Here is a 17,363-nt window from a genome sequence, read left to right on the forward strand (position 1 = left end):
AGGGCGGGCCCGTCCCCCTGGGTTCGGCTCCCCGGGGTTCGACGCCGGGTTCGGTGCCGCCGGGTTCAACCACCGGGGGTTCGGCCCCGAAGGGTTCGGCTCCGAGGGGTTCGGCTCAGAGGGGTCCGGTCCCGAGGGGCAGGACCGCCGGGGGTGGGTCGACGGCCCGCCCGCAGGCGCGGCGGCCCCAGTCGAGGGCCCGGACCAGGGCGGGCGCGGGCGCCGGCACCGGCGGCGCGTTCGGCATGACCGGCACCCGCCGCGCCGCGCTGCTGGCCATGGTGGTGTGCGCGCTGGCGCTGAGCATCGCCGTGCCGCTGCGCACGTACCTGGCGCAGCGCGAGGAGCTGCGCGAGGTCGGCGCCTCGCAGGAGACGCTGCGCGCCGAGGTCGAGCGGCTGGAGCAGCGCAAGCGGGAACTGGCCGACCCGGCGCACCTGGAGGCCGAGGCCCGGCGCCGGCTGCACTACGTCCGACCCGGCGAGACACCGTACGTGGTGCAGCTCCCCGGTGACGCGGAACGCGAACTGGAACAGCAACGACCGGCGACCAAGCCGGCCGAGGACAAGGCGTGGTACGAGCAGTTGTGGGATTCGGCGGCGGCGCGATGACGGTGAGCGACGAGGACCGGGCGGCGGTCGCGGCGCAGTTGGGGCGCGCCCCGCGCGGCATGAGGGCGATCGCGGCGAGGTGCCCCGGCGGGCACCCGGCGGTCGTGCGGACCAACCCGAGGCTGGAGGACGGCACCCCGTTCCCGACCCTCTACTACCTGACCTGCCCCCGGCTGACCTCCCTGGTCAGCACGCTGGAGGGCGCCGGGGTGATGAGGGGGATGACCGACCGGCTCGCGGTCGACGAGGAGCTGGCCGGCCGGTACCTCCGGGCGCACGAGGCGTACCTGGCCGAGCGGGACGCGATCGAGTCGCTGGGCACCACCGTGACCGCCGGCGGGATGCCCAGCCGGGTGAAGTGCCTGCACGTGCACGTGGCGCACTCGCTGGCCGCCGGCCGGGGCGTGAACCCGTTCGGCGACGAGGCCCTGGACCTGTTGGCGGACGAGTGGCCCGGAGGGGATTGCGCGTCAAAGGTGAAAAACTGACCCTACGGGCAGTTCTCCACGCACAAAGCGGGCACATCACCGTGACACCGCCGTTCGGATCAGGCAGGCTGGATCGCGGGGCCGGGTGACGAGGCGATGGGGAGTTCGTGGCTGTGCCGAAGTCCAAGCGACGGGCGAGGAAGCGGACGAGGGTCCGGCCGGGCACGATGACGCCTCGGCAGTGGGGCTTCGCGTCCGCCGCGATCGGCGCGATGCTGGTCCCCACGCTGCTGCACGGCGGCGTCCCGCTCGACTGGGTCAACCTGGCCGGCCGGACCGACATCGAGGCCGTCCCACCGGGGCCCGGTGACGTGCTCGGCACGCTCGCCCTGGACGGGGGCGCGCTGGGCGCCACCGGCCAGCTGCCGGAGACCGACGAGCTGAGCGCGTCCCTGCTGGCCGACGCGGACGACCCCGGCGGGTTCGAGGACGACCTGCCCCCGCTGGAGGGCGGCTTCCTGCGCGAGGGCCAGCACGGCATCCCCGGCGTCATGCTCGACGCGTACCTGAGGGCGGCCGACCGGCTGGCCGAGACCACGCCCGGCTGCAACCTGGACTGGCCGCTGCTGGCGAGCATCGGCCGCATCGAGTCCGGCCACGCCAGGGGCGGGCGCGTCGCGGAGAACGGCGACACGGTCGAGCGCATCCTCGGCCCGGTGCTGAACGGCTCGCCGGGCGTCGCGGCGATCCGCGACACCGACGGCGGCCGGTTCGACGCCGACACCACGTGGGACCGCGCGGTCGGGCCCATGCAGTTCATCCCCTCGACCTGGGCGGGCTACGCGGCCGACGGCAACGAGGACGGCGAGCGCAACCCGAACAACGTCTACGACGCCACCATCGGCGCGGGCAACTACCTGTGCGCCCACGACGCCGACCTGGGCGACCCGCAGCAGCGGGCCCGGTCGGTGTTCCGCTACAACCAGTCGAACTCGTACGTGGCGACGGTGCTGTACTGGGCCGACCTGTACGCCAACGGTGTGACGCCGACCCCCGACGTGATCGGCTCGGACGACGACTTCGGCGACGACGGCAGCGACTCGCCGGGCGGCACCCCGCCGGGCTCGTCGAACCCGCCGTCGACGAGCACCCCGCCGAGCACCACGAACCCGCCGTCGACGAGCCCGACCACGATCACGCTGGTCCCGTCGAACCCGACGACGACCACCACGACCACGACGACGACCACGCCGCAGTGCCCGACCGGGACGCCGACCCCGACCAGCACCACCACGACGTCCCCGACGACGACCACGACGACCGCGCCGGTGCCGCCGAACTGCCCGACGACGACCACGCCGACCACCACGACGACCACCGCCACCACCACGGCCGCGGAGAGCTCCGCGGCGACGACCGGGCCGGCCTCCACGCCGGGCGCGAGCTCGTCGGCCGGGTCCAGCTCGTCGGCCGGTTCGTCGGTGGGCTCGTCGGTGGGTTCCTCGTCGGTGACCTCCTCGATGCGGCCCGCCTGATCCCCTGAACGGCGGACTACGCTGCCGGTGGGACGACCACCGACCGGAGGGACCAGGCATGGCGCGCGTGGCCGCGATCGACTGCGGGACGAACTCGATCCGCCTGCTCGTCGCCGACGTGACCACCTCGGACGACGGCGCGCGCTGGTTGCGCGACGTGCACCGGGAGATGCGCGTGGTCCGCCTGGGCCAGGGCGTGGACGCGACCGGCGAGCTGCACACGGAGGCGTTGGCGCGCACCAGGGCCGCGCTCGTCGACTACACGGGCGTGCTGCGCCGCAAGGGGACCGAGCGGGTGCGCATGGTCGCCACCTCGGCCACCCGCGACGCGGCCAACAAGGACGAGTTCTTCGCCATGACCCGCGAGGTGCTGGGCGTCGAGGCCGAGGTCATCAGCGGCGACGAGGAGGCCCGGCTGTCCTTCACCGGCGCCGTGTCCGACCTGGACGGCGCGGACGGCCCGTTCCTGGTCTCCGACATCGGCGGCGGGTCCACCGAGCTGGTGCTGGGCGACTGGGACGGCGTCCGGGGCGAGGTCGCGGCGGCCCGGTCGGTCGACATCGGGTGCGTGCGGCTCACCGAGCGCTGCCTGCGCTCCGACCCGCCCACCGGGCGCGAGGTCGAGGACGCCGTCCGGGTGACGCGGGAGGTGCTGGGCGAGGCGTTCGACGCCGTGCCCGTGGACCGGGCGAAGACCTGGATCGGCGTCGCGGGCACGGTGACCACGCTGGTCGCGGCGGCCAGGGGGCTGCCGCGCTACGACCCGGCCGAGATCCACCTGGCCCGGCTGACCACCGACCAGGTCCGGGAGACCACGGCCGCGCTGCTCGCCATGGACCACGACGAGCGGGCCGCGCTCGGGTCGATGCACCCCGGCCGGGTGGACGTCATCTGCGGTGGGGCGCTGATCGTGCGCGCGCTGGCCGACCACCTGGCGGAGCGCGGCGTGACCGAGCTGGTGGCGAGCGAGCACGACATCCTCGACGGGATCGCGTTCTCCCAGGTCTGAGGCGCGCGGTCACCCGGCCGGGGGTCGATCCCCGGCCGGGCGGACCGGGGTTCAGCGGTTCGAGGACGCCTGCACGAAGTCGGCCAGGTCCTTCGACTGCCGGACCCGCGACGGCTCGTGGACGTACATCATGTGGCCGGCGGGGTAGTACGCCGACTCGATGTTGTCGTGCAGCTCCTGGGGGATCCGCAGGTGCGCCACCACGTGCTCGGCCGCGTAGTACGGCGTCGCGCCGTCGTAGTGGCCGTAGGCGATGTGCACCTTCAGGTGCGGGTTGGCGCGCATCGCGGTGGCCAGCTTGTCCGCCACCGACACGTGCGCGCCCTCGAACTCCTTGTACGACCAGGGCCGCACGTTGCCGGTCAGGATCTCGTAGGGCAGGTCGTTCTCGTACCCGAGGTCGACGCGCACGTAGTGGTTCAGCGCCGCCGTGTACGGCCCGAGGATCGCCGCGTACGACGGGTCCTGGCTGAAGTGCTCGCGCCCGTGGTCGTGCTCGGGCCCGGTGAACCGCGAGTCCAGCCGGCCGACCACCAGGCGCCGCGAGCGCAGCAGCTCGGTGAAGAACCGCACGTGCTCGACGCGCAGGTCCACCCGGTCCACGTAGTCCTCGGACAGGCCCGTCAGCGCCGCCAGCCGCGCCACCGCGCCCGCGCGCTCCTCGGCGGACAGCCGGTTGCCGCGCGCCAGCGCCCACGGGTAGTCGCGCGAGGCGAAGTCCTCGGCGTCGGCCAGCACGTCCTCCAGCGACCGGTCGCCGTGCAGGCCGTGGTAGTGCGCGATCGCCGCGTAGGTCGGCAGGAACAGGGTGTGCGGCACGTCGTTGTTGTCGCTGAAGTCCAGGGTGGTGAAGTCCAGCACCGAGGAGATCAGCATCAGCCCGTTGAGGTACATGCCGTAGCGGCTCTGGAGGTGCTCGGCGAGGCCGGCCGCGCGCAGGGTGCCGTAGGACTCGCCGGCCAGGAACTTCGGCGACATCCAGCGGCCGTTGCGGGAGGTCCACAGCCGGATCACCTCGCCGACGGACTCCAGGTCGCCCTGGAACCCGTGGTACGCGCCGGGCTTCTCGCCCTTGACCGCGCGCGAGTAGCCCGTCGACACCGGGTCGATGAACACCAGGTCGCTGTGCGTGAGCAGGGTCTCGGCGTTGTCGACCAGGTCGTACGGCGGCGGGACGGGCGCGCCGGCGTCGCCGGAGACCACCCGGCGCGGGCCGAGCAGGCCGAGGTGCAGCCACACGCTGGACGAGCCGGGGCCGCCGTTGAACGCGAAGGTCACCGGGCGGCGGGAGGGGTCGGCCCCGTCCAGGGTGTAGGCGGTGACGAAGACCTCCGCCTTGGGCAGGTGGCCGTCGAACTTGCCGTCGGTCAGCACCTCCTGGCGCAGCACGACCCGGCCGGCGGTCGCGGTGTAGTTCAGCTTGCGCCGCTTGACGGTGATGCTGTGCCGGGTGGTGACGAGGTCGTCGGCGGGGAGGTCCTCCGCGCCGGCGGACTCGTCGTTGACGGGCTGCTCGTCGGCGGTGTCCTTGTCGGTCATGCCCGGAACTCTACGAGCGGGGTCGGTCCCGCGCGGGCTTTCCGCCCCGGGCGGAGGCGTTACCACTTGCCGGGCCCGCTGGTGGTCGGAGGCGTGGCGGGAGGGGGTGGCGGGCGGCGGTCCGGGACCCCGTCCGCCGCGAAACCCCGGCGGGAACCAGGGGGTGCCGGGCATCCTGGTGCCATGAAACCCCGGCTCGCGCTCGCCCTCGCGGTGGGTTCCGCGCTCGTCCTGGTGGCGCTGGCCGCGCGCGGGACGTCGCCGGTGACCTACGTCGACCGCGGGGGTGGCGGCGGTGACGACACGCCCACCCCGACGCCGCCCTCCCGGAGCCCCGCCCCGCTCGGCGACGTGGAGGGCTCGACCGCGGCCGGGTCGTTCCTGGTGTTCGTGCTCGTCGTCGTGGTGGTCGCGGTCGTCGGCGTGCTGGCGGTCCTGCTCTACGCGTTCGGCGAGGCCCGGCGCCGCCGGCGGCGGGCCACGGGGCGCGGGGTGGAGAACCCGGAGTTCGACGAGGGGCACGCGCCGCCGCCCGAGATCCTCGTCCGGCGCGCCGCCGAGGCGCTGCGGGAGCTGCGGGAACGGGGTGACGGCCCGCCGGGTGACGCGGTGATCGCCGCCTGGTTGTCGCTGGAGCGGGCGGCCGGGGACAGCGGGTTGCCGCGGCGGGGTCACCAGACCTCCACCGAGTTCACCGGCGACCTGCTGGCCCGCTACCGGGTCGACGAGGCGGCGACGGCCGCGCTGCGCCGCGCGTACCAGCGGGCCCGCTTCGGCACGGCCGCGGTGACCCGGGATGACGCCCGCGCCGCGACCGAGGCGCTGGAGACGATCGTGCGGGGGCTGCGGTGACGGGGCGCGACCGGGTGGGGGCTGGAGGGGGTCGTGCGGTGACCGGGCGCGACCGGGCGGCCGGGTTCGCCGCGACCCCGCTGCTCCCGCTGGGCAAGGCGGCCGCGGTGGGGCTCCTCGGGGTGGTCGTCACCGGGTTCGTCTTCTACCGCGTGGGCGCGCCGGTGCACTGGGCGGTGGTCCTCGCGCTGCCCGTCGGCGCGCTGGCGCTGCTCGTCTCGTGCCTGCCGCGGGCCACCGACGTGCTCTGGGCGCCGCCCCCGGCGCAGGTCGCGGGCGCCACGTCCACCCGGGCGAGCGGGCTGGCCGGCCGGTTCGCGGAGGCCGCGGTCGACCAGGCCCGCTTCGCCCGGCGCGTCCAGCCCCGCCTGCGCCGCCTCGCCGAGGCGCGCCTGCGCCAGCGGCACGGCGTGCCCGACCTCGACGACCCCCGGGCCCCGGGCCTGCTCGGCCCCGAACTGCACCGCCTGCTCACCGACCCGGGCGCGCCCCTGCCGGGGCCCGCGCGGCTCGCCGACCTGTTGGAGAACCTGTGACGCCGCCGAACACCAGCACCATCGCCGCCGAGGCCAGGGCCGTGCTCGACGCCGTCGGCACGGTGGTCGTGGGCCGGGAGCGGTCGCTGCGGCTCGCGCTGGCCGCCGTCCTCGCGGGCGGCCACGTGCTGCTGGAGGACGTGCCCGGCCTGGGCAAGACGCTGATGGCCCGCAGCCTCGCCCAGGCCCTGCGGCTGGACTTCACGCGCCTCCAGTGCACCCCCGACCTGCTGCCGGCGGACGTGACCGGCTCGTTCCTCTACGACCCGGGCACGCGCGAGTTCGCCTTCCGCGAGGGCCCGCTGTTCACCGGCCTGCTGCTCGCCGACGAGATCAACCGCACCCCGCCGAAGACCCAGTCGGCGCTGCTGGAGGCCATGCAGGAGCGCCAGGTCACGGTCGAGGGCCGCACCTTCCGGCTGCCGCGCCCGTTCCACGTGCTGGCCACCGCCAACCCGGTCGAGTACGAGGGCACCTACCCGCTGCCCGAGGCGCAGCTGGACCGGTTCCTGCTCCGGCTGGACGTCGGCTACCCGCCGGCGGAGGAGGAGGTCGAGGTGCTGCGCCGCCGGCTGGTCCGCCGGCAGGAGGAGACCGAGGTGCCGCCGGTGCTCGACACCGAGCGGCTGCTCGCCCTCCAGCAGGGCGTGGAGCGGGTGGGCGTGGACGACGACGTGCTGCGCTACTGCGTGGACCTCGCCGCCGCGACCCGCGGGCACAAGGCCGTCGAGGTCGGCGCGTCACCGCGCGGCGCGCAGGCGCTGGTGCTGGTCGGCCGGGCCCTCGCGGTGCTCGACGGGCGGGACTTCGTGCTGCCCGAGGACGTCAAGGAGTGCGCGGTGCCCGCGCTGGCCCACCGGCTCACGCTGCGCCCGGAGACGTGGACCTCCGGCACCACCGGCGTCGAGGTCGTGACGGAGCTGCTGGGCCGGGTGGCGGGTCCCGCGAGCAGCCGCTCGTGAGCCGCGCGGAGCGGCTGCGGGAGGCGCTGACCGGCGGGCGCGGCGCGCGGTGGCACCCCACCGACGCGCTGGTGCGCGGGCTCGTGCTGGGCGTCGGCCTGGTGGTGGCGGGCGCGGTGCTGCACCGGGTCGAGCTGGTGCTGATCGGCGCGCCGCTGCTGATCTCCACGCTGCTCGCGCTGGTCACCCCGGTCGGCGGCACGCCGGTGGTCGGGGTCCGCGGCCTGCCCCTCACCGGCGAGGTCGGCGCGGCGAAGTCCTCGGTCGAGGTCGACGCCGGTGTCGGCGCGGAGGTGCTGGCGATCCGCCTGCCGGTGGCGGGCGAGGGCATCGGCCCGGTGCACCTGCTGCCGGCCTCGGCCCGCGAGATCGGGTTCGTGCTGCGCCGCGACGCCTGGGGCGAGGGCGTCGACCTGCGCCCCGACCACCTGGTGGCGGGCCCGGACGCGCTGCTGGTGCACGGCCCGGTCACCGCGCCCGAGCGCGGCCGGGTCATCCTGCCGCCGGTCGAGCGGCTGCCGGCCGGCCTGCTGCCCGCCCGCGCGGCGGTCGTCGTCGGCGCGCACCGGGCGCGGCGACCGGGCGACTCGGTGGAGCTGCGCGACATCCGGGCGTTCCAGCCGGGCGACCGGCTGCGGCGGATCGACTGGCGCGTGTCGGTGCGCACCGGGGCCCTGCACGTCCGCGAGCACCACGCGGAGGCCGACGCCGACGTGGTGCTGGCCCTGGACACCCGGGTCGACCTGGGCGAGGACGTCGGCGACTGGGCGGTGGCGTTGCGCGACACCACGGCCCGGCGCGGCGGCACCCTCGACCGGACGGTGCGGGCGGCGGCCTCGCTGGCGGCGGGCTACCTGCGGCAGGGGGACCGGGTGAGCCTGGTCGACCTGGCCCGGCCCCGGCTGAGCCTGCGGGCGGGCGTGGGGCGGCGGCAGCTGCTGCGGCTGCGCAACCAGCTGGTGGTGTGCGCGCGGTGGGCGGGCTGGGCGCAGCGGCCGGTGCTGCGGCCCGAGCAGGTGCCGCACGGCGCGCTGGTGGTGGTGCTGTCGCCGTTCCTGGACGCCGACGTGGTGGAGCTGGCCGTGCACGCGGCCCGGCGCGGCAACCTCGTGCTGGCGGTGGACGTGCTGCCGGAGCGGTTGCGGGCCGACGGGGAGTCGGTGTGGGGGGAGAGCGCGATGAAGGTGATCCGGCTGGAGCACGACGTGCGGCTGGAGGCGATGCGGCAGCACGGCGTGGCCGTGGTGTCGTGGGGCGCGCCGATCGGGGGCGTGCTGCGGCAGGCGCGGGCGGCCCGGCGGGTGGCCCGGTGACCGGCCCGGTGACCGGCCCGGTGAGCGGCCCGGTGAGCGGCCCCGCGAACAGCGGGACCGGCGCGGCGAACCCCGACCCGCGCCCCGGAGGGCCGGACCCGCGCCCCGGTGAGCCCGACCTGCCCCCAGGAAGGCCGAGCCCGAACCCCGGCGAGCGCATCGAGCTGCGCCCCGGCCTCCCCGGCTGGGTGCTGCGGGCCGCCATCGCGCTCACCTGCGGCGCGGTGGCGGCGGTGCTCGCCGCCGTCGGGGTCGAGTCCCCGGCCCTGGCGCTCTACCTGGCGATCGCGGTCGCCGCCGCGGCGATCCCGACGACCGCCGCGGCGGCGCTGCTGATCGGGTACCCGGCCGTGGCCGTCGTGTTCGCCACCGACGGCCCGTCCTGGCCGGCGGTCCTCGCGCTGGTCGTCCTGCTGCACCTGGTGCACGTGCTGTGCGCCTACGCGGCGGTCCTCCCGCTCCACTCCAGGATTCACCCGGAAGCGCTAGGGGCACCCGCGAGGCGGTTCGCCCTCGTCCAACTCTCCGTGTTCGCGCTGGCCGGTCTGGTCACCCTGCTGCCCGCCCGCCGAACGGACGCGCCGGTCGAGCTGATCGGGCTGGCGTGCGCGGTGGGACTGGTGCTCGTGACCGTGCTCCTGCTGCGCCGCAGGAGCTGAGGAAAAGGGGCCTCCCGGCTCAGCGCGAGCTGAACAACTGGATCGTTCCTCTCAGCGGGTTCTCCGGGACGCGCTGGTCAGTCGGGTGGTGTCGGGCGTCACCCGGCGACAGTGGTCACAACGGGGTGCTCCGATGCGCGTGAACCAGGTCCCCGGTGGGACCATGTGTGTATGGCTGCTGTGAAGTCGCAACCCACACGGATCGTGATCGTCGGCGGTGGGTACGTCGGCATGTACACCGCGCTGGGGTTGCAGAGGAAGCTGCGTTCCGGCGAGGCGTCCGTGACGGTGATCGACCCCCAGCCGCACATGACCTACCAGCCGTTCCTCCCCGAGGCGGCGGCGGGCTCGATCGAGCCGCGCCACGTGGTGGTGCCCCTGCGCAAGGTGCTCAAGCGCTGCCACGTCGTCACCGGCCGCGCCACCAAGGTCGAGCACGCGCGCAAGGCCGTGACGGTCGAGCTGGCCGACGGGCACGTCGAGGAGTTCGAGTACGACGTGCTGGTCTCGGCGCTCGGCGCGATCTCGCGCACCCTGCCGATCCCCGGCCTGCCCGAGGTCGGCATCGGCATGAAGACCATCGGCGAGGCCATCTACCTGCGCAACCACGTGCTGTCGCGGCTGGACCAGGCGGCCAGCACCAACGACCCCGAGCTGCGCAGGCGACTGCTGAGCTTCGTGGTGATCGGCGGCGGCTTCGCGGGCATCGAGACGCTGGCGGAGCTGGAGGACATGGCCCGCTACGCGCTGCGCTACTACGAGGGCCTCAAGCCCGAGGACATGCACTGGGTGCTGGTCGAGGCGACCAGCCGGATCATGCCCGAGGTGAGCGCCCGGCTCGGCGTCTGGACCGTCGAGCAGTTGGAGAAGCGCGGCATCAGGTGCTACCTCGACACCCGGGTGAAGTCGATGGAGGGCGGCCACGTCGTCCTCGACGACGGCACCGAGTTCGACTCGGACACCATCATCTGGACCGCGGGCATGAAGGCCAACCCGGTGCTGCGCAACACCGACCTGCCGCTGGACGCGCGCGGCCGGGTGCAGTGCACGGCGGCCATGCAGGTGGTCGGCCTGCCGGGCGTGTGGGCCGCGGGCGACTGCTCGGCCGTGCCGGACCTCTCGCGCACCGAGGAGGACCCGTCGGCGACCTGCGTGCCCAACGCGCAGCACGCCATCCGCCAGTCGAAGCTGCTGAGCAAGAACATCGTGGCCGCCCTGCGCGGCCACAAGCCCAAGGACTACCACCACAAGTACGTGGGCTCGGTGGCCGGCCTCGGCCTCTACAAGGGCGTCGCGGACGTGTACGGGATGCGCTTCAAGGGCGTCGTCGCCTGGTTCATGCACCGCAGCTACCACGTGATGTTCATGCCCACGGTGAACCGCAAGTTCCGGGTCTTCGTGGACTGGACGCAGGCGCTGTTCTCGGGCCGCGAGGTGGTCGCGCTCGGGCAGATCCACGAGCCCAAGGCCGAGTTCGACCGGGCCGTGAAGAGCTGATCCGCGAACGGTCCTCGTCACGCTGCGCCGTTCGGGTGGCCACGGGCGAGGACCATCTGGCTCAGTGCCGCAACTTGAGCACCCGATCGGGCTAACCAGGCTCCGATCGGCTTGACATTGCGTTACGTGATCCGAAGAATACGGCTGATGTATCGCCTGAATGTGTGATGCATCAGTGGGAGAGAGGTGACCGCGATGTCGCTCGAGGAGCTGGCCGCACAGCTTCGCCGCGGTGAGATCGAGGATCGCGCGCTGGCGGAGTTCTCCGCCGAGTACGCCACCGCGGAGAAGCGTTTCTGCAGCAAGAAAGACGACTGAGGATGACCGCCGCCGGGCGGGGGGACGAGAGGGTCCCACCGCCCGAGGTCGCCAGACCTGCGGAAACCGGGCCCGCCGCGCCGCCCGCGCCCCGGCCCGCCGCACCGGCGCCACCCGTCCCGCTCCTCCTCCAGGGCCAGGACTACCTCTTCCGGTCGCAGCCCCGGTGCCTGGACTTCCAGGAGCAGGTCCACCGCCTCGGCATGGTCGACGAGGGCGACGGCGGCCCCGTGCCCTGCGTGCTGGTGCTCGCCCGCGCCGCCGACATGGAGATGAACGAGCTGTCCGTGGCGCTCGCCGAGCGCGGCATCCGGATGGCCCGCATCGACGCCGACCGCTCGGTCGACCTGCCGCTCACCGTCTACACCGACCAGCCGCTGCTGGAGCTGGACCGCTGGCTGCTGCGCCCGCTGCTGGTGTGGCGGCGGCACTTCGAACTCGCCTCCATCCCGGTCGAGCCGGGCACCCTGGCCGGCGCCTACGCCGTGGACCAGTGGGGTTCGGTGGCGAACTGGCTGGCCAGCCGCGGCGACTGGGCGCACGTCAACCCCAGCCGCGCCACCGCCCACCTCGACCGGCTCACCCAGCTGGCCGACGCCGCCGCGTTCGGCCTGCGCGTGCCGCGCACCACCGTCACCACCCGCCCCGGTCGCACCCGGCCGGGCGGCGGGCGCTGCATCGTCAAGACCTCGGGCCGCCACCTGCTGGAGCCGCGCCCCGGCAGGCAGCACGGCCTGTTCCCGCGCCCCCTGGAGACCAGCCGCGCCGGCGACGTGCCCGAGTCCGCGCCGGTGATCGTGCAGGAGTACGTGCCCGCCGAGACCGAGCTGCGGGTGTTCGTGGTGGGGGAGAGCTGCCTGGCCTTCCAGGTCGACAAGCTGGACCCGGCGCAGCTGTGGGTGGACCCCGGGGCCGTCCGGGTGACACCCGTCGAGGTGCCGAGCGGGTTGGCCGACCGGCTGCTGGCGCTGGCCAGGCACTGGCGCCTCCAGGTGGCCGCGTTCGACCTGCTCGTCGCGGGCGGTGACCACGTGTTCCTGGAGGTCAACGTCAACTGCGACTGGCGGTGGTTCGAGCACCGCGCCGGGGACCACCGGGTGTCCGCGGCGGTGCACGAGTGGGTGGCGGCGCGGTTCAAGGAGCTCTTGGGTGCGGGCAAAGGTCGCTGAGCACGCGACGCTGTTCTACCAGGACGGCGCCGTGGTCTGGGACGACTACCTGCACCACCGGCGGTTCGCCATCAGCGAGACGGCGGAGCTGCTGTGCCGCAAGTTCGCCGAGTTCACCGACGTGGACGAGCTGCTGGCCCCGCTCGCCGAGGACGACCGCGCGGCGCTGCGCAAGGTGGTCGACGAGCTGGTCGAGGCGGGCGTGCTGGTGGTGGAGGGCTCGCCGCGGCACGAGCGGGAGCGCCGGCTGCTGGCGGGCTGGCGCGACTGGGGCCAGGCGGCCCGGCACTTCCACTTCGCCAGCCGCACCCTGGTCGACGCGCCGTTCCAGGACGCCGACGAGCACGACGCGGCGCTGGACGCCAAGCTGGCGGTGCGCCCGGCCCCCGCCCCGTTCCGCAGCCTCGGCGGCACCGCCGTGCTGCTGCCGCCGCCCTCGGAGGAACCGGCGTGGGGCGACCGGGGTTTGCGCGAGGTGCTGCTGGCCCGCCGCACCACCCGGGAGTTCGGCCCCGGCCGGATGTCGGTGACCCGGGTGGGCGACCTGCTGGCCGTGCTGGCGGGCCCGTCGCCCGCGCGCTCCCGGATCGGCCGCTCCGGCACGGTGTTCAAGACCAGCCCGTCCGGCGGCGGGCGGCACCCGGTGGAGCTCTACGCGCACGCGCGCGGCGTCGACGGCCTGGCGCCCGGCTGGTACCACTACGACGGCCTCACCCACGCCCTGGAGCCCCTCGGGGTGGCGTGGGAGCCGGCCGAGATGGCGAGGGCGGCGGGGGACCAGGAGTGGGTCGGCCGGGCGCCGCTCGTCCTGGCCTACACCGGGGTCCTGGAACGGACGAGTTGGCGCTACGACACGGCCCGCGCGTACCGCGTTGTGCAAATGGATGTCGGACATCTGTCCCAAACCGCATATCTGGTTGCTACGGCCATGGGTTTTGGTATCGGCTTCACCGCAGCATTGCGGGATGAGCTCCTGGAACAGGCACTCCGGTGTGACGCTTATCACGAAGTAGTGCTCGGGATGAGCGCGCTGGGGCCTTTACCTGAATGAGCGCAATAGCGGATCGCATTGAGCCGTGCGGGCGACTTCTATCGAACCTGCCCCACGAACGCTCGGTAACGGCTTAAGCTCCCCGCTGCCCCCGTAGCCCAATCGGAAGAGGCAGGCTCCTTAAAAGAGTCACAGTACGGGTTCGAATCCCGTCGGGGGCACGTCCTGCGCCGTTCGCGGTTTCACCCTTCTACCGGGTGATCATGGTCCCGGCGCCGCGCGGAAGGGGGACCCCGCCACCGGAGTCCCCCACCACGTCAGGACCTCTCGGCCACCCACGCGGTGACCACCTCGTCGAGCACGGCCAGCGGCAGCGGGCCGCCGCCGAGCAGCAGGTCGTGGAAGTCCCGGACGTCGAACCGGTCGCCCAGCGCCCGCTCGGCCCCCGCCCGCAGCCGCTGGATCTCCAGCCTGCCCACCATGTACGCCAGCGCCTGGCCCGGCGCGGCGATGTACCGGTCGACCTCGTTCTCGATCTCCACCAGGGCCAGCGGCGTGTGCTCGACCAGGTAGTCCACCGCCCGCTGCCGGCTCCAGCCGTGCGCGTGCACCCCGGTGTCCACCACCAGCCGCCCCGCGCGCATCGAGTCCAGCGCCAACATGCCCAGCCGCGCCACGTCCGAGGAGTACAGGCCCATCTCGTCGGCCAGCCGCTCGGTGTAGAGGCCCCAGCCCTCCGCGTAGGCCGTGACCTGCGCGAACCGGCGCAGAGCGGGCAGCCCGGTCAGGCCCTGCGCCAGGCTGAACTGGAAGTGGTGCCCCGGCACCGCCTCGTGGAACGCGGTGGCCTCCGACTGGTAGCGGAACCGCTCCCCGACCCGGTGGGTGTTGGCGAAGTAGGTGCCGGGGCGCAGGCCGTCCAGCGACGGCGGGGCGTAGAACGCCATCGGCTGGCCGGGCGCGTCGGCCTCGGGCACCGGCTCGACCCGGCAGCGCTGCTCGGGCAGCCGGCCGAACCAGCGCGGCGCGGCCTCCTCGGCGCGGGCCACGGCCGCGCGGGCGGCGGTGAGCAGCTCCTCCGCCGAGTCCCAGCGCAGCGCCGGGTCGGTGCGCATCCGGGAGAACACCTCGGCCACGTCCGACGTGCCGAACACCCGCCGCCCCACCTCGGCGTACTCCGCGGCCAGCCCGGCGATCAGCTCCAGACCGGTCCGGTGCAGGTCGTCGGGGGTGCGGTCGGTGGTGGTGTGCAGGCGGGCCAGCGCGGCGTAGATCTCCTGGCCACCGGGCAGCAGGCCCACCCCGACCCGGTCGGCCGGGCGGCCCTCGATGTCCGCGATGACGTCCCGGTAGCCCGCCACCGCGGGCCGCACGACCTCGGCCAGCAGCCGGTCCCGCTCGGCGGCGAACGCCTCGCCGCCCGCCGGCCTGGCCAGCGGGTCCTCGTCGGCGGCCAGGTAGCGGTCCAGGTGGGCCACGGCGTTGGCCACCAGGTGCCGGACCGGCGTGCGGCCCGCCGCCGCCCCGTCCAGGTGCCGCTCGGCGACCGCGCGCAGGAACGCGGGGACCCCGGCCAGCCGGTCCAGGTACGCCTGCTCGCCCTCCGGGCCGCCCGGCACGGTCATCGGCAGGACGGTCAGCAGCTCGCCCACGGCGCCCATGAACGTGTCGGTGATCGTGTACTCGACACCGCGGGCGTCGATCAGGTCGACCATCGCCCCGGCCTGCTGCACGACCACCGCCCGGGTCACCGGGTCGTCGTCGGAGGGCAGCGCGCGGGCGCGCTCCGCGATGTCCGCGGCCCGCGCCCGCAGCGATTGCTCGGCCTCCGCGCGGTGGTCGGGGAGCAGGTGGTCGTAACCGGGCACACCGAGGACCGTCGCACCGGTCGGTGAGTGCCGGAGAACCACGTCGAGCAGTTCGTCGGCCAACTCCGCCGTCGTACCCATGGAGACCCTCCGCCTTCGTAGTTGAACCAAATGGTACTTAGCCGGAGAAACGATTTGCACCCCATCCGAATAGGCGGGTACGGCGAGCACCCGTCGGTTGTCGTCCTCGGACAACGGCGGGTCCGACTTCCCGAAGATGTTCGCGATGTGTTTGCCCGCCGCTTTCCCGGTGACGAACAGCCGCGCGGCGATCGGGCCGTTCGAACGGCGCGATCGCCACCGGCCCGGGTCCTCCCGGCCCGCGCCACCGCGGTCGGTGGGACTAACCCCCCGACGAGGTGTTCATCGCCGGCGGCATCCGCCGCAGCTGCTCCAGCAGACCGGGGTCCTGGAGCTGCATCCACTGGATCACCTCGGTGTAGGTGGCGCACACCGTCTCCGGCCGCGCGCACGCCTCCCGCATGAACTCCTCCACGGCCCGGCTGAACGCGCCGCCCGCCCACTCGTTGAAGTGGTTGCCCACCACCACCGGCGCGCGGTTGCCGTTGAGCGCCGCCTGGTAGACCGAGCGGTAGGTGTCCAGCACGACCTGCTTGAAGTCGTCGGCCCGCGCGGGCTCGTCCCGGGCGCCGTTGAGCGCGTACCAGAGGTTGTAGTCCATCATCACGACCTGCCGGTCCAGCGCGGGCACGCGCACCTCCGGCATGGGGAACTCCCACAGCCCGTCCCGCACCGACGGCCACACCACGCCCAGGCTCACGTGGCTGGTGTCGTAGACCAGGCCGTGGCCCCTCATCGCCGGGAACGCCTGGCCCCAGTCGCCCTCCAGGCACGGCGTGCGCCCGCCGCGCACGGCGGCCGGGTCGAGCGCGAAGCCCTTCCCCCGCGCCTTCTCCACGACGGCGAAGAACTGGTCCAGCTCCCGGTCCCACTGCTCGGTGCTCCACCGGCCCACGCTGGGCTCGTCGCCCTGGCAGTAGTGGCCGTTGTAGTGGGTGCCGATCTCGTGGCCCGCGGCGATGGCGTCGTTGAGGTAGCCGATCCGCAGCTCCACGTCCGCCCGGCTGCCGCCGAACCCGATCGACGAGCGCCCCGTCGGGTGGCCGGGCCCGGTGTAGGTCGCCGCGTCCTGGTCGGCGATCAGGTACACCCCCGAGAGCAGGCCGGTGACGTGCGCCCCGACCTCCCGGCTCAGCGGCAGGACGCGGTCCCAGTGCGGCTTGGACGCCGCGCCGTCGAAGGAGAAGAGGACGAACTGGGGCGGCTTCTCGCCGGGCTGCACGCGGCGCATCCACGCCGGCGGGTCCGCGGGCATGGGCACGGTCGGCGGCGGGGCCGCGGCGGCGCTGCTGCCGGTGGTCGCGCGGGGCGCCATCGGCAGCGGGGAGGCCAGGTCGCCCACGTCGTCGGTGGGGCCGGGGTCGCGGGCCCCCATCACGGCCAGCACCACCAGGGTGAGCGCCAGCGCGACGCCCGTGCTCGCCAAGCCCCATCGCCTCACACCAACCAGGACGACCGGGTGCGGCGGGAGGTTGCCTTCACGTCACCGGTGTGGCGGTGACCACCTGGTTCTCCTCGTAGCCGGTGTCACCACCGACCCAGCGCCCACCGCAGGTCACCAGCACCAGGCGGTGGCCGCCGCGCGGGCCGAACAGCTCGACCGCGCGGTGGGGCAGGTCGTCCTTGCGGACGGTCTCCACCGCGCTGGTCCGGTACCGGAAGCTCGTGCCGGTGGTGTCGACCACGGTGACGTCCTGGCCGACCGACGCCCGCCACAGCTCGTCGAACGGGCCGGTGGCGCCGCGCCAGTTCACGTGGCCGGCCAGCACCGTCGCGCCCTCGGCCGCGCCCAGGTCCACGCCCCACCAGGTCGCCTCGCCGACGCCCTCGGGGACCGGCAGCACGCCGTCGGCGGAGACCTCGGCGCGGACCAGGGTGGCCAGGCCGCCCCGCGGCAGCCTGACCGTGCCGGGGCGCTGCCCGGCCGGCGCCGGGGGAGGCTCCGGGGCCGTGGTGGTGGCGGTGGCGGGCGCCGACGGCGTGGTGCCGGGCCCC

Annotated in this window: 18 protein-coding genes and 1 tRNA gene; 14 read left to right on the top strand and 5 right to left on the bottom strand. The window is 74.4% G+C overall.

The features are described 5' to 3' along the window. Positions 1–115: 115 nt before the first annotated feature. Complete coding sequence (locus ACFP3R_RS18195; protein ID WP_380637407.1) at positions 116–247, bottom strand: hypothetical protein; 132 nt, start codon at positions 245–247, stop codon at positions 116–118. Here ACFP3R_RS18195 and ACFP3R_RS18200 point away from each other — a divergent pair. The 4 genes from ACFP3R_RS18200 to ACFP3R_RS18215 all read left to right on the top strand — a co-directional run bounded on the left by ACFP3R_RS18200 (position 246) and on the right by ACFP3R_RS18215 (position 3,583). Continuing rightward, entirely contained in the window at positions 246–611 is a 366-nt protein-coding gene (locus ACFP3R_RS18200; RefSeq protein ID WP_380637408.1) for an FtsB family cell division protein, read from the top strand. The two genes, ACFP3R_RS18195 and ACFP3R_RS18200, sit on opposite strands and share 2 nt — an antisense overlap. Then, positions 608–1,099, top strand: a complete 492-nt coding sequence (locus tag ACFP3R_RS18205; protein WP_380637431.1) for a DUF501 domain-containing protein — start codon at positions 608–610, stop codon at positions 1,097–1,099. The genes ACFP3R_RS18200 and ACFP3R_RS18205 overlap by 4 nt, the downstream gene beginning before the upstream one ends. 167 nt (positions 1,100–1,266) lie before the next feature. Beyond that, a complete protein-coding gene (locus ACFP3R_RS18210; protein ID WP_380637409.1) occupies positions 1,267–2,574 on the top strand; it encodes a lytic transglycosylase domain-containing protein in 1,308 nt (435 codons plus the stop codon). A 58-nt stretch (positions 2,575–2,632) separates the two neighbouring features. Further along, the gene (locus ACFP3R_RS18215; RefSeq protein WP_380637410.1) at positions 2,633–3,583 is read left to right on the top strand and encodes a Ppx/GppA phosphatase family protein; all 951 of its coding nucleotides are present in this window, start codon (positions 2,633–2,635) and stop codon (positions 3,581–3,583) included. A gap of 51 nt (positions 3,584–3,634) precedes the next feature. Here ACFP3R_RS18215 and ACFP3R_RS18220 read toward each other — a convergent pair whose 3' ends face one another. After that, the gene (locus ACFP3R_RS18220) at positions 3,635–5,122 is read right to left on the bottom strand and encodes a S10 family peptidase (RefSeq protein WP_380637411.1); all 1,488 of its coding nucleotides are present in this window, start codon (positions 5,120–5,122) and stop codon (positions 3,635–3,637) included. A gap of 183 nt (positions 5,123–5,305) precedes the next feature. On the opposite strand from ACFP3R_RS18220, the gene ACFP3R_RS18225 reads away from it, so the two are divergent. The 10 genes from ACFP3R_RS18225 to ACFP3R_RS18270 all read left to right on the top strand — a co-directional run bounded on the left by ACFP3R_RS18225 (position 5,306) and on the right by ACFP3R_RS18270 (position 13,640). After that, positions 5,306–5,974 (top strand): DUF4129 domain-containing protein, encoded by a 669-nt coding sequence (locus tag ACFP3R_RS18225; protein ID WP_380637412.1) that lies wholly within the window; start codon positions 5,306–5,308, stop codon positions 5,972–5,974. A gap of 38 nt (positions 5,975–6,012) precedes the next feature. Continuing rightward, complete coding sequence (locus tag ACFP3R_RS18230) at positions 6,013–6,510, top strand: hypothetical protein (protein ID WP_380637413.1); 498 nt, start codon at positions 6,013–6,015, stop codon at positions 6,508–6,510. Continuing rightward, on the top strand, positions 6,507–7,472 hold the full coding sequence (locus ACFP3R_RS18235) for an AAA family ATPase (protein ID WP_380637414.1): 966 nt from the start codon (positions 6,507–6,509) through the stop codon (positions 7,470–7,472). Before ACFP3R_RS18230 ends, ACFP3R_RS18235 begins: the two co-directional genes overlap by 4 nt. Next, positions 7,469–8,785 (top strand): DUF58 domain-containing protein, encoded by a 1,317-nt coding sequence (locus ACFP3R_RS18240; protein WP_380637415.1) that lies wholly within the window; start codon positions 7,469–7,471, stop codon positions 8,783–8,785. Before ACFP3R_RS18235 ends, ACFP3R_RS18240 begins: the two co-directional genes overlap by 4 nt. Next, positions 8,782–9,444 (top strand): hypothetical protein, encoded by a 663-nt coding sequence (locus tag ACFP3R_RS18245; RefSeq protein WP_380637416.1) that lies wholly within the window; start codon positions 8,782–8,784, stop codon positions 9,442–9,444. The genes ACFP3R_RS18240 and ACFP3R_RS18245 overlap by 4 nt, the downstream gene beginning before the upstream one ends. A 171-nt stretch (positions 9,445–9,615) precedes the next feature. Next, the gene (locus ACFP3R_RS18250) at positions 9,616–10,941 is read left to right on the top strand and encodes an NAD(P)/FAD-dependent oxidoreductase (protein ID WP_380637417.1); all 1,326 of its coding nucleotides are present in this window, start codon (positions 9,616–9,618) and stop codon (positions 10,939–10,941) included. A 195-nt stretch (positions 10,942–11,136) separates the two neighbouring features. Further along, entirely contained in the window at positions 11,137–11,259 is a 123-nt protein-coding gene (locus ACFP3R_RS18255) for a hypothetical protein (RefSeq protein WP_344033734.1), read from the top strand. Between the two features lie 2 nt (positions 11,260–11,261). Further along, a complete protein-coding gene (locus ACFP3R_RS18260; RefSeq protein WP_380637418.1) occupies positions 11,262–12,428 on the top strand; it encodes an ATP-grasp domain-containing protein in 1,167 nt (388 codons plus the stop codon). Then, positions 12,409–13,479: a SagB family peptide dehydrogenase gene (locus tag ACFP3R_RS18265; protein WP_380637419.1), complete on the top strand. Its 1,071-nt coding sequence runs from the start codon at positions 12,409–12,411 to the stop codon at positions 13,477–13,479. Before ACFP3R_RS18260 ends, ACFP3R_RS18265 begins: the two co-directional genes overlap by 20 nt. Positions 13,480–13,566: 87 nt before the next feature. Then, positions 13,567–13,640 (top strand) — tRNA-Leu (locus ACFP3R_RS18270). A gap of 96 nt (positions 13,641–13,736) precedes the next feature. Here the strand turns inward: ACFP3R_RS18270 and ACFP3R_RS18275 are convergent. From ACFP3R_RS18275 to ACFP3R_RS18285, 3 genes are all read right to left on the bottom strand, one after another. Then, the gene (locus ACFP3R_RS18275) at positions 13,737–15,368 is read right to left on the bottom strand and encodes a DUF885 domain-containing protein (protein ID WP_380637420.1); all 1,632 of its coding nucleotides are present in this window, start codon (positions 15,366–15,368) and stop codon (positions 13,737–13,739) included. A gap of 262 nt (positions 15,369–15,630) precedes the next feature. Next, entirely contained in the window at positions 15,631–16,794 is a 1,164-nt protein-coding gene (locus ACFP3R_RS18280; protein ID WP_380637421.1) for a polysaccharide deacetylase family protein, read from the bottom strand. Between the two features lie 52 nt (positions 16,795–16,846). Beyond that, on the bottom strand, positions 16,847–17,363 hold a 517-nt coding region (locus ACFP3R_RS18285), incomplete at its 5' end, for a class F sortase (RefSeq protein WP_380637422.1).

The organism is Saccharothrix lopnurensis (assembly GCF_042658445.1).
Classification (GTDB): domain Bacteria; phylum Actinomycetota; class Actinomycetes; order Mycobacteriales; family Pseudonocardiaceae; genus Actinosynnema; species Actinosynnema lopnurensis.

Coding starts and splice junctions, on each gene's coding strand:
- ACFP3R_RS18215 (WP_380637410.1), top strand. CDS start 2,633: ATGGCGCGCGTGGCCGCGATCGACTGCGGGACGAACTCGATCCGCCTG.
- ACFP3R_RS18255 (WP_344033734.1), top strand. CDS start 11,137: ATGTCGCTCGAGGAGCTGGCCGCACAGCTTCGCCGCGGTGAGATCGAG.
- ACFP3R_RS18200 (WP_380637408.1), top strand. CDS start 246: ATGACCGGCACCCGCCGCGCCGCGCTGCTGGCCATGGTGGTGTGCGCG.
- ACFP3R_RS18275 (WP_380637420.1), bottom strand. CDS start 15,368: ATGGGTACGACGGCGGAGTTGGCCGACGAACTGCTCGACGTGGTTCTC.
- ACFP3R_RS18210 (WP_380637409.1), top strand. CDS start 1,267: ATGACGCCTCGGCAGTGGGGCTTCGCGTCCGCCGCGATCGGCGCGATG.
- ACFP3R_RS18205 (WP_380637431.1), top strand. CDS start 608: ATGACGGTGAGCGACGAGGACCGGGCGGCGGTCGCGGCGCAGTTGGGG.
- ACFP3R_RS18220 (WP_380637411.1), bottom strand. CDS start 5,122: ATGACCGACAAGGACACCGCCGACGAGCAGCCCGTCAACGACGAGTCC.
- ACFP3R_RS18225 (WP_380637412.1), top strand. CDS start 5,306: ATGAAACCCCGGCTCGCGCTCGCCCTCGCGGTGGGTTCCGCGCTCGTC.
- ACFP3R_RS18250 (WP_380637417.1), top strand. CDS start 9,616: ATGGCTGCTGTGAAGTCGCAACCCACACGGATCGTGATCGTCGGCGGT.
- ACFP3R_RS18260 (WP_380637418.1), top strand. CDS start 11,262: ATGACCGCCGCCGGGCGGGGGGACGAGAGGGTCCCACCGCCCGAGGTC.
- ACFP3R_RS18195 (WP_380637407.1), bottom strand. CDS start 247: ATGCCGAACGCGCCGCCGGTGCCGGCGCCCGCGCCCGCCCTGGTCCGG.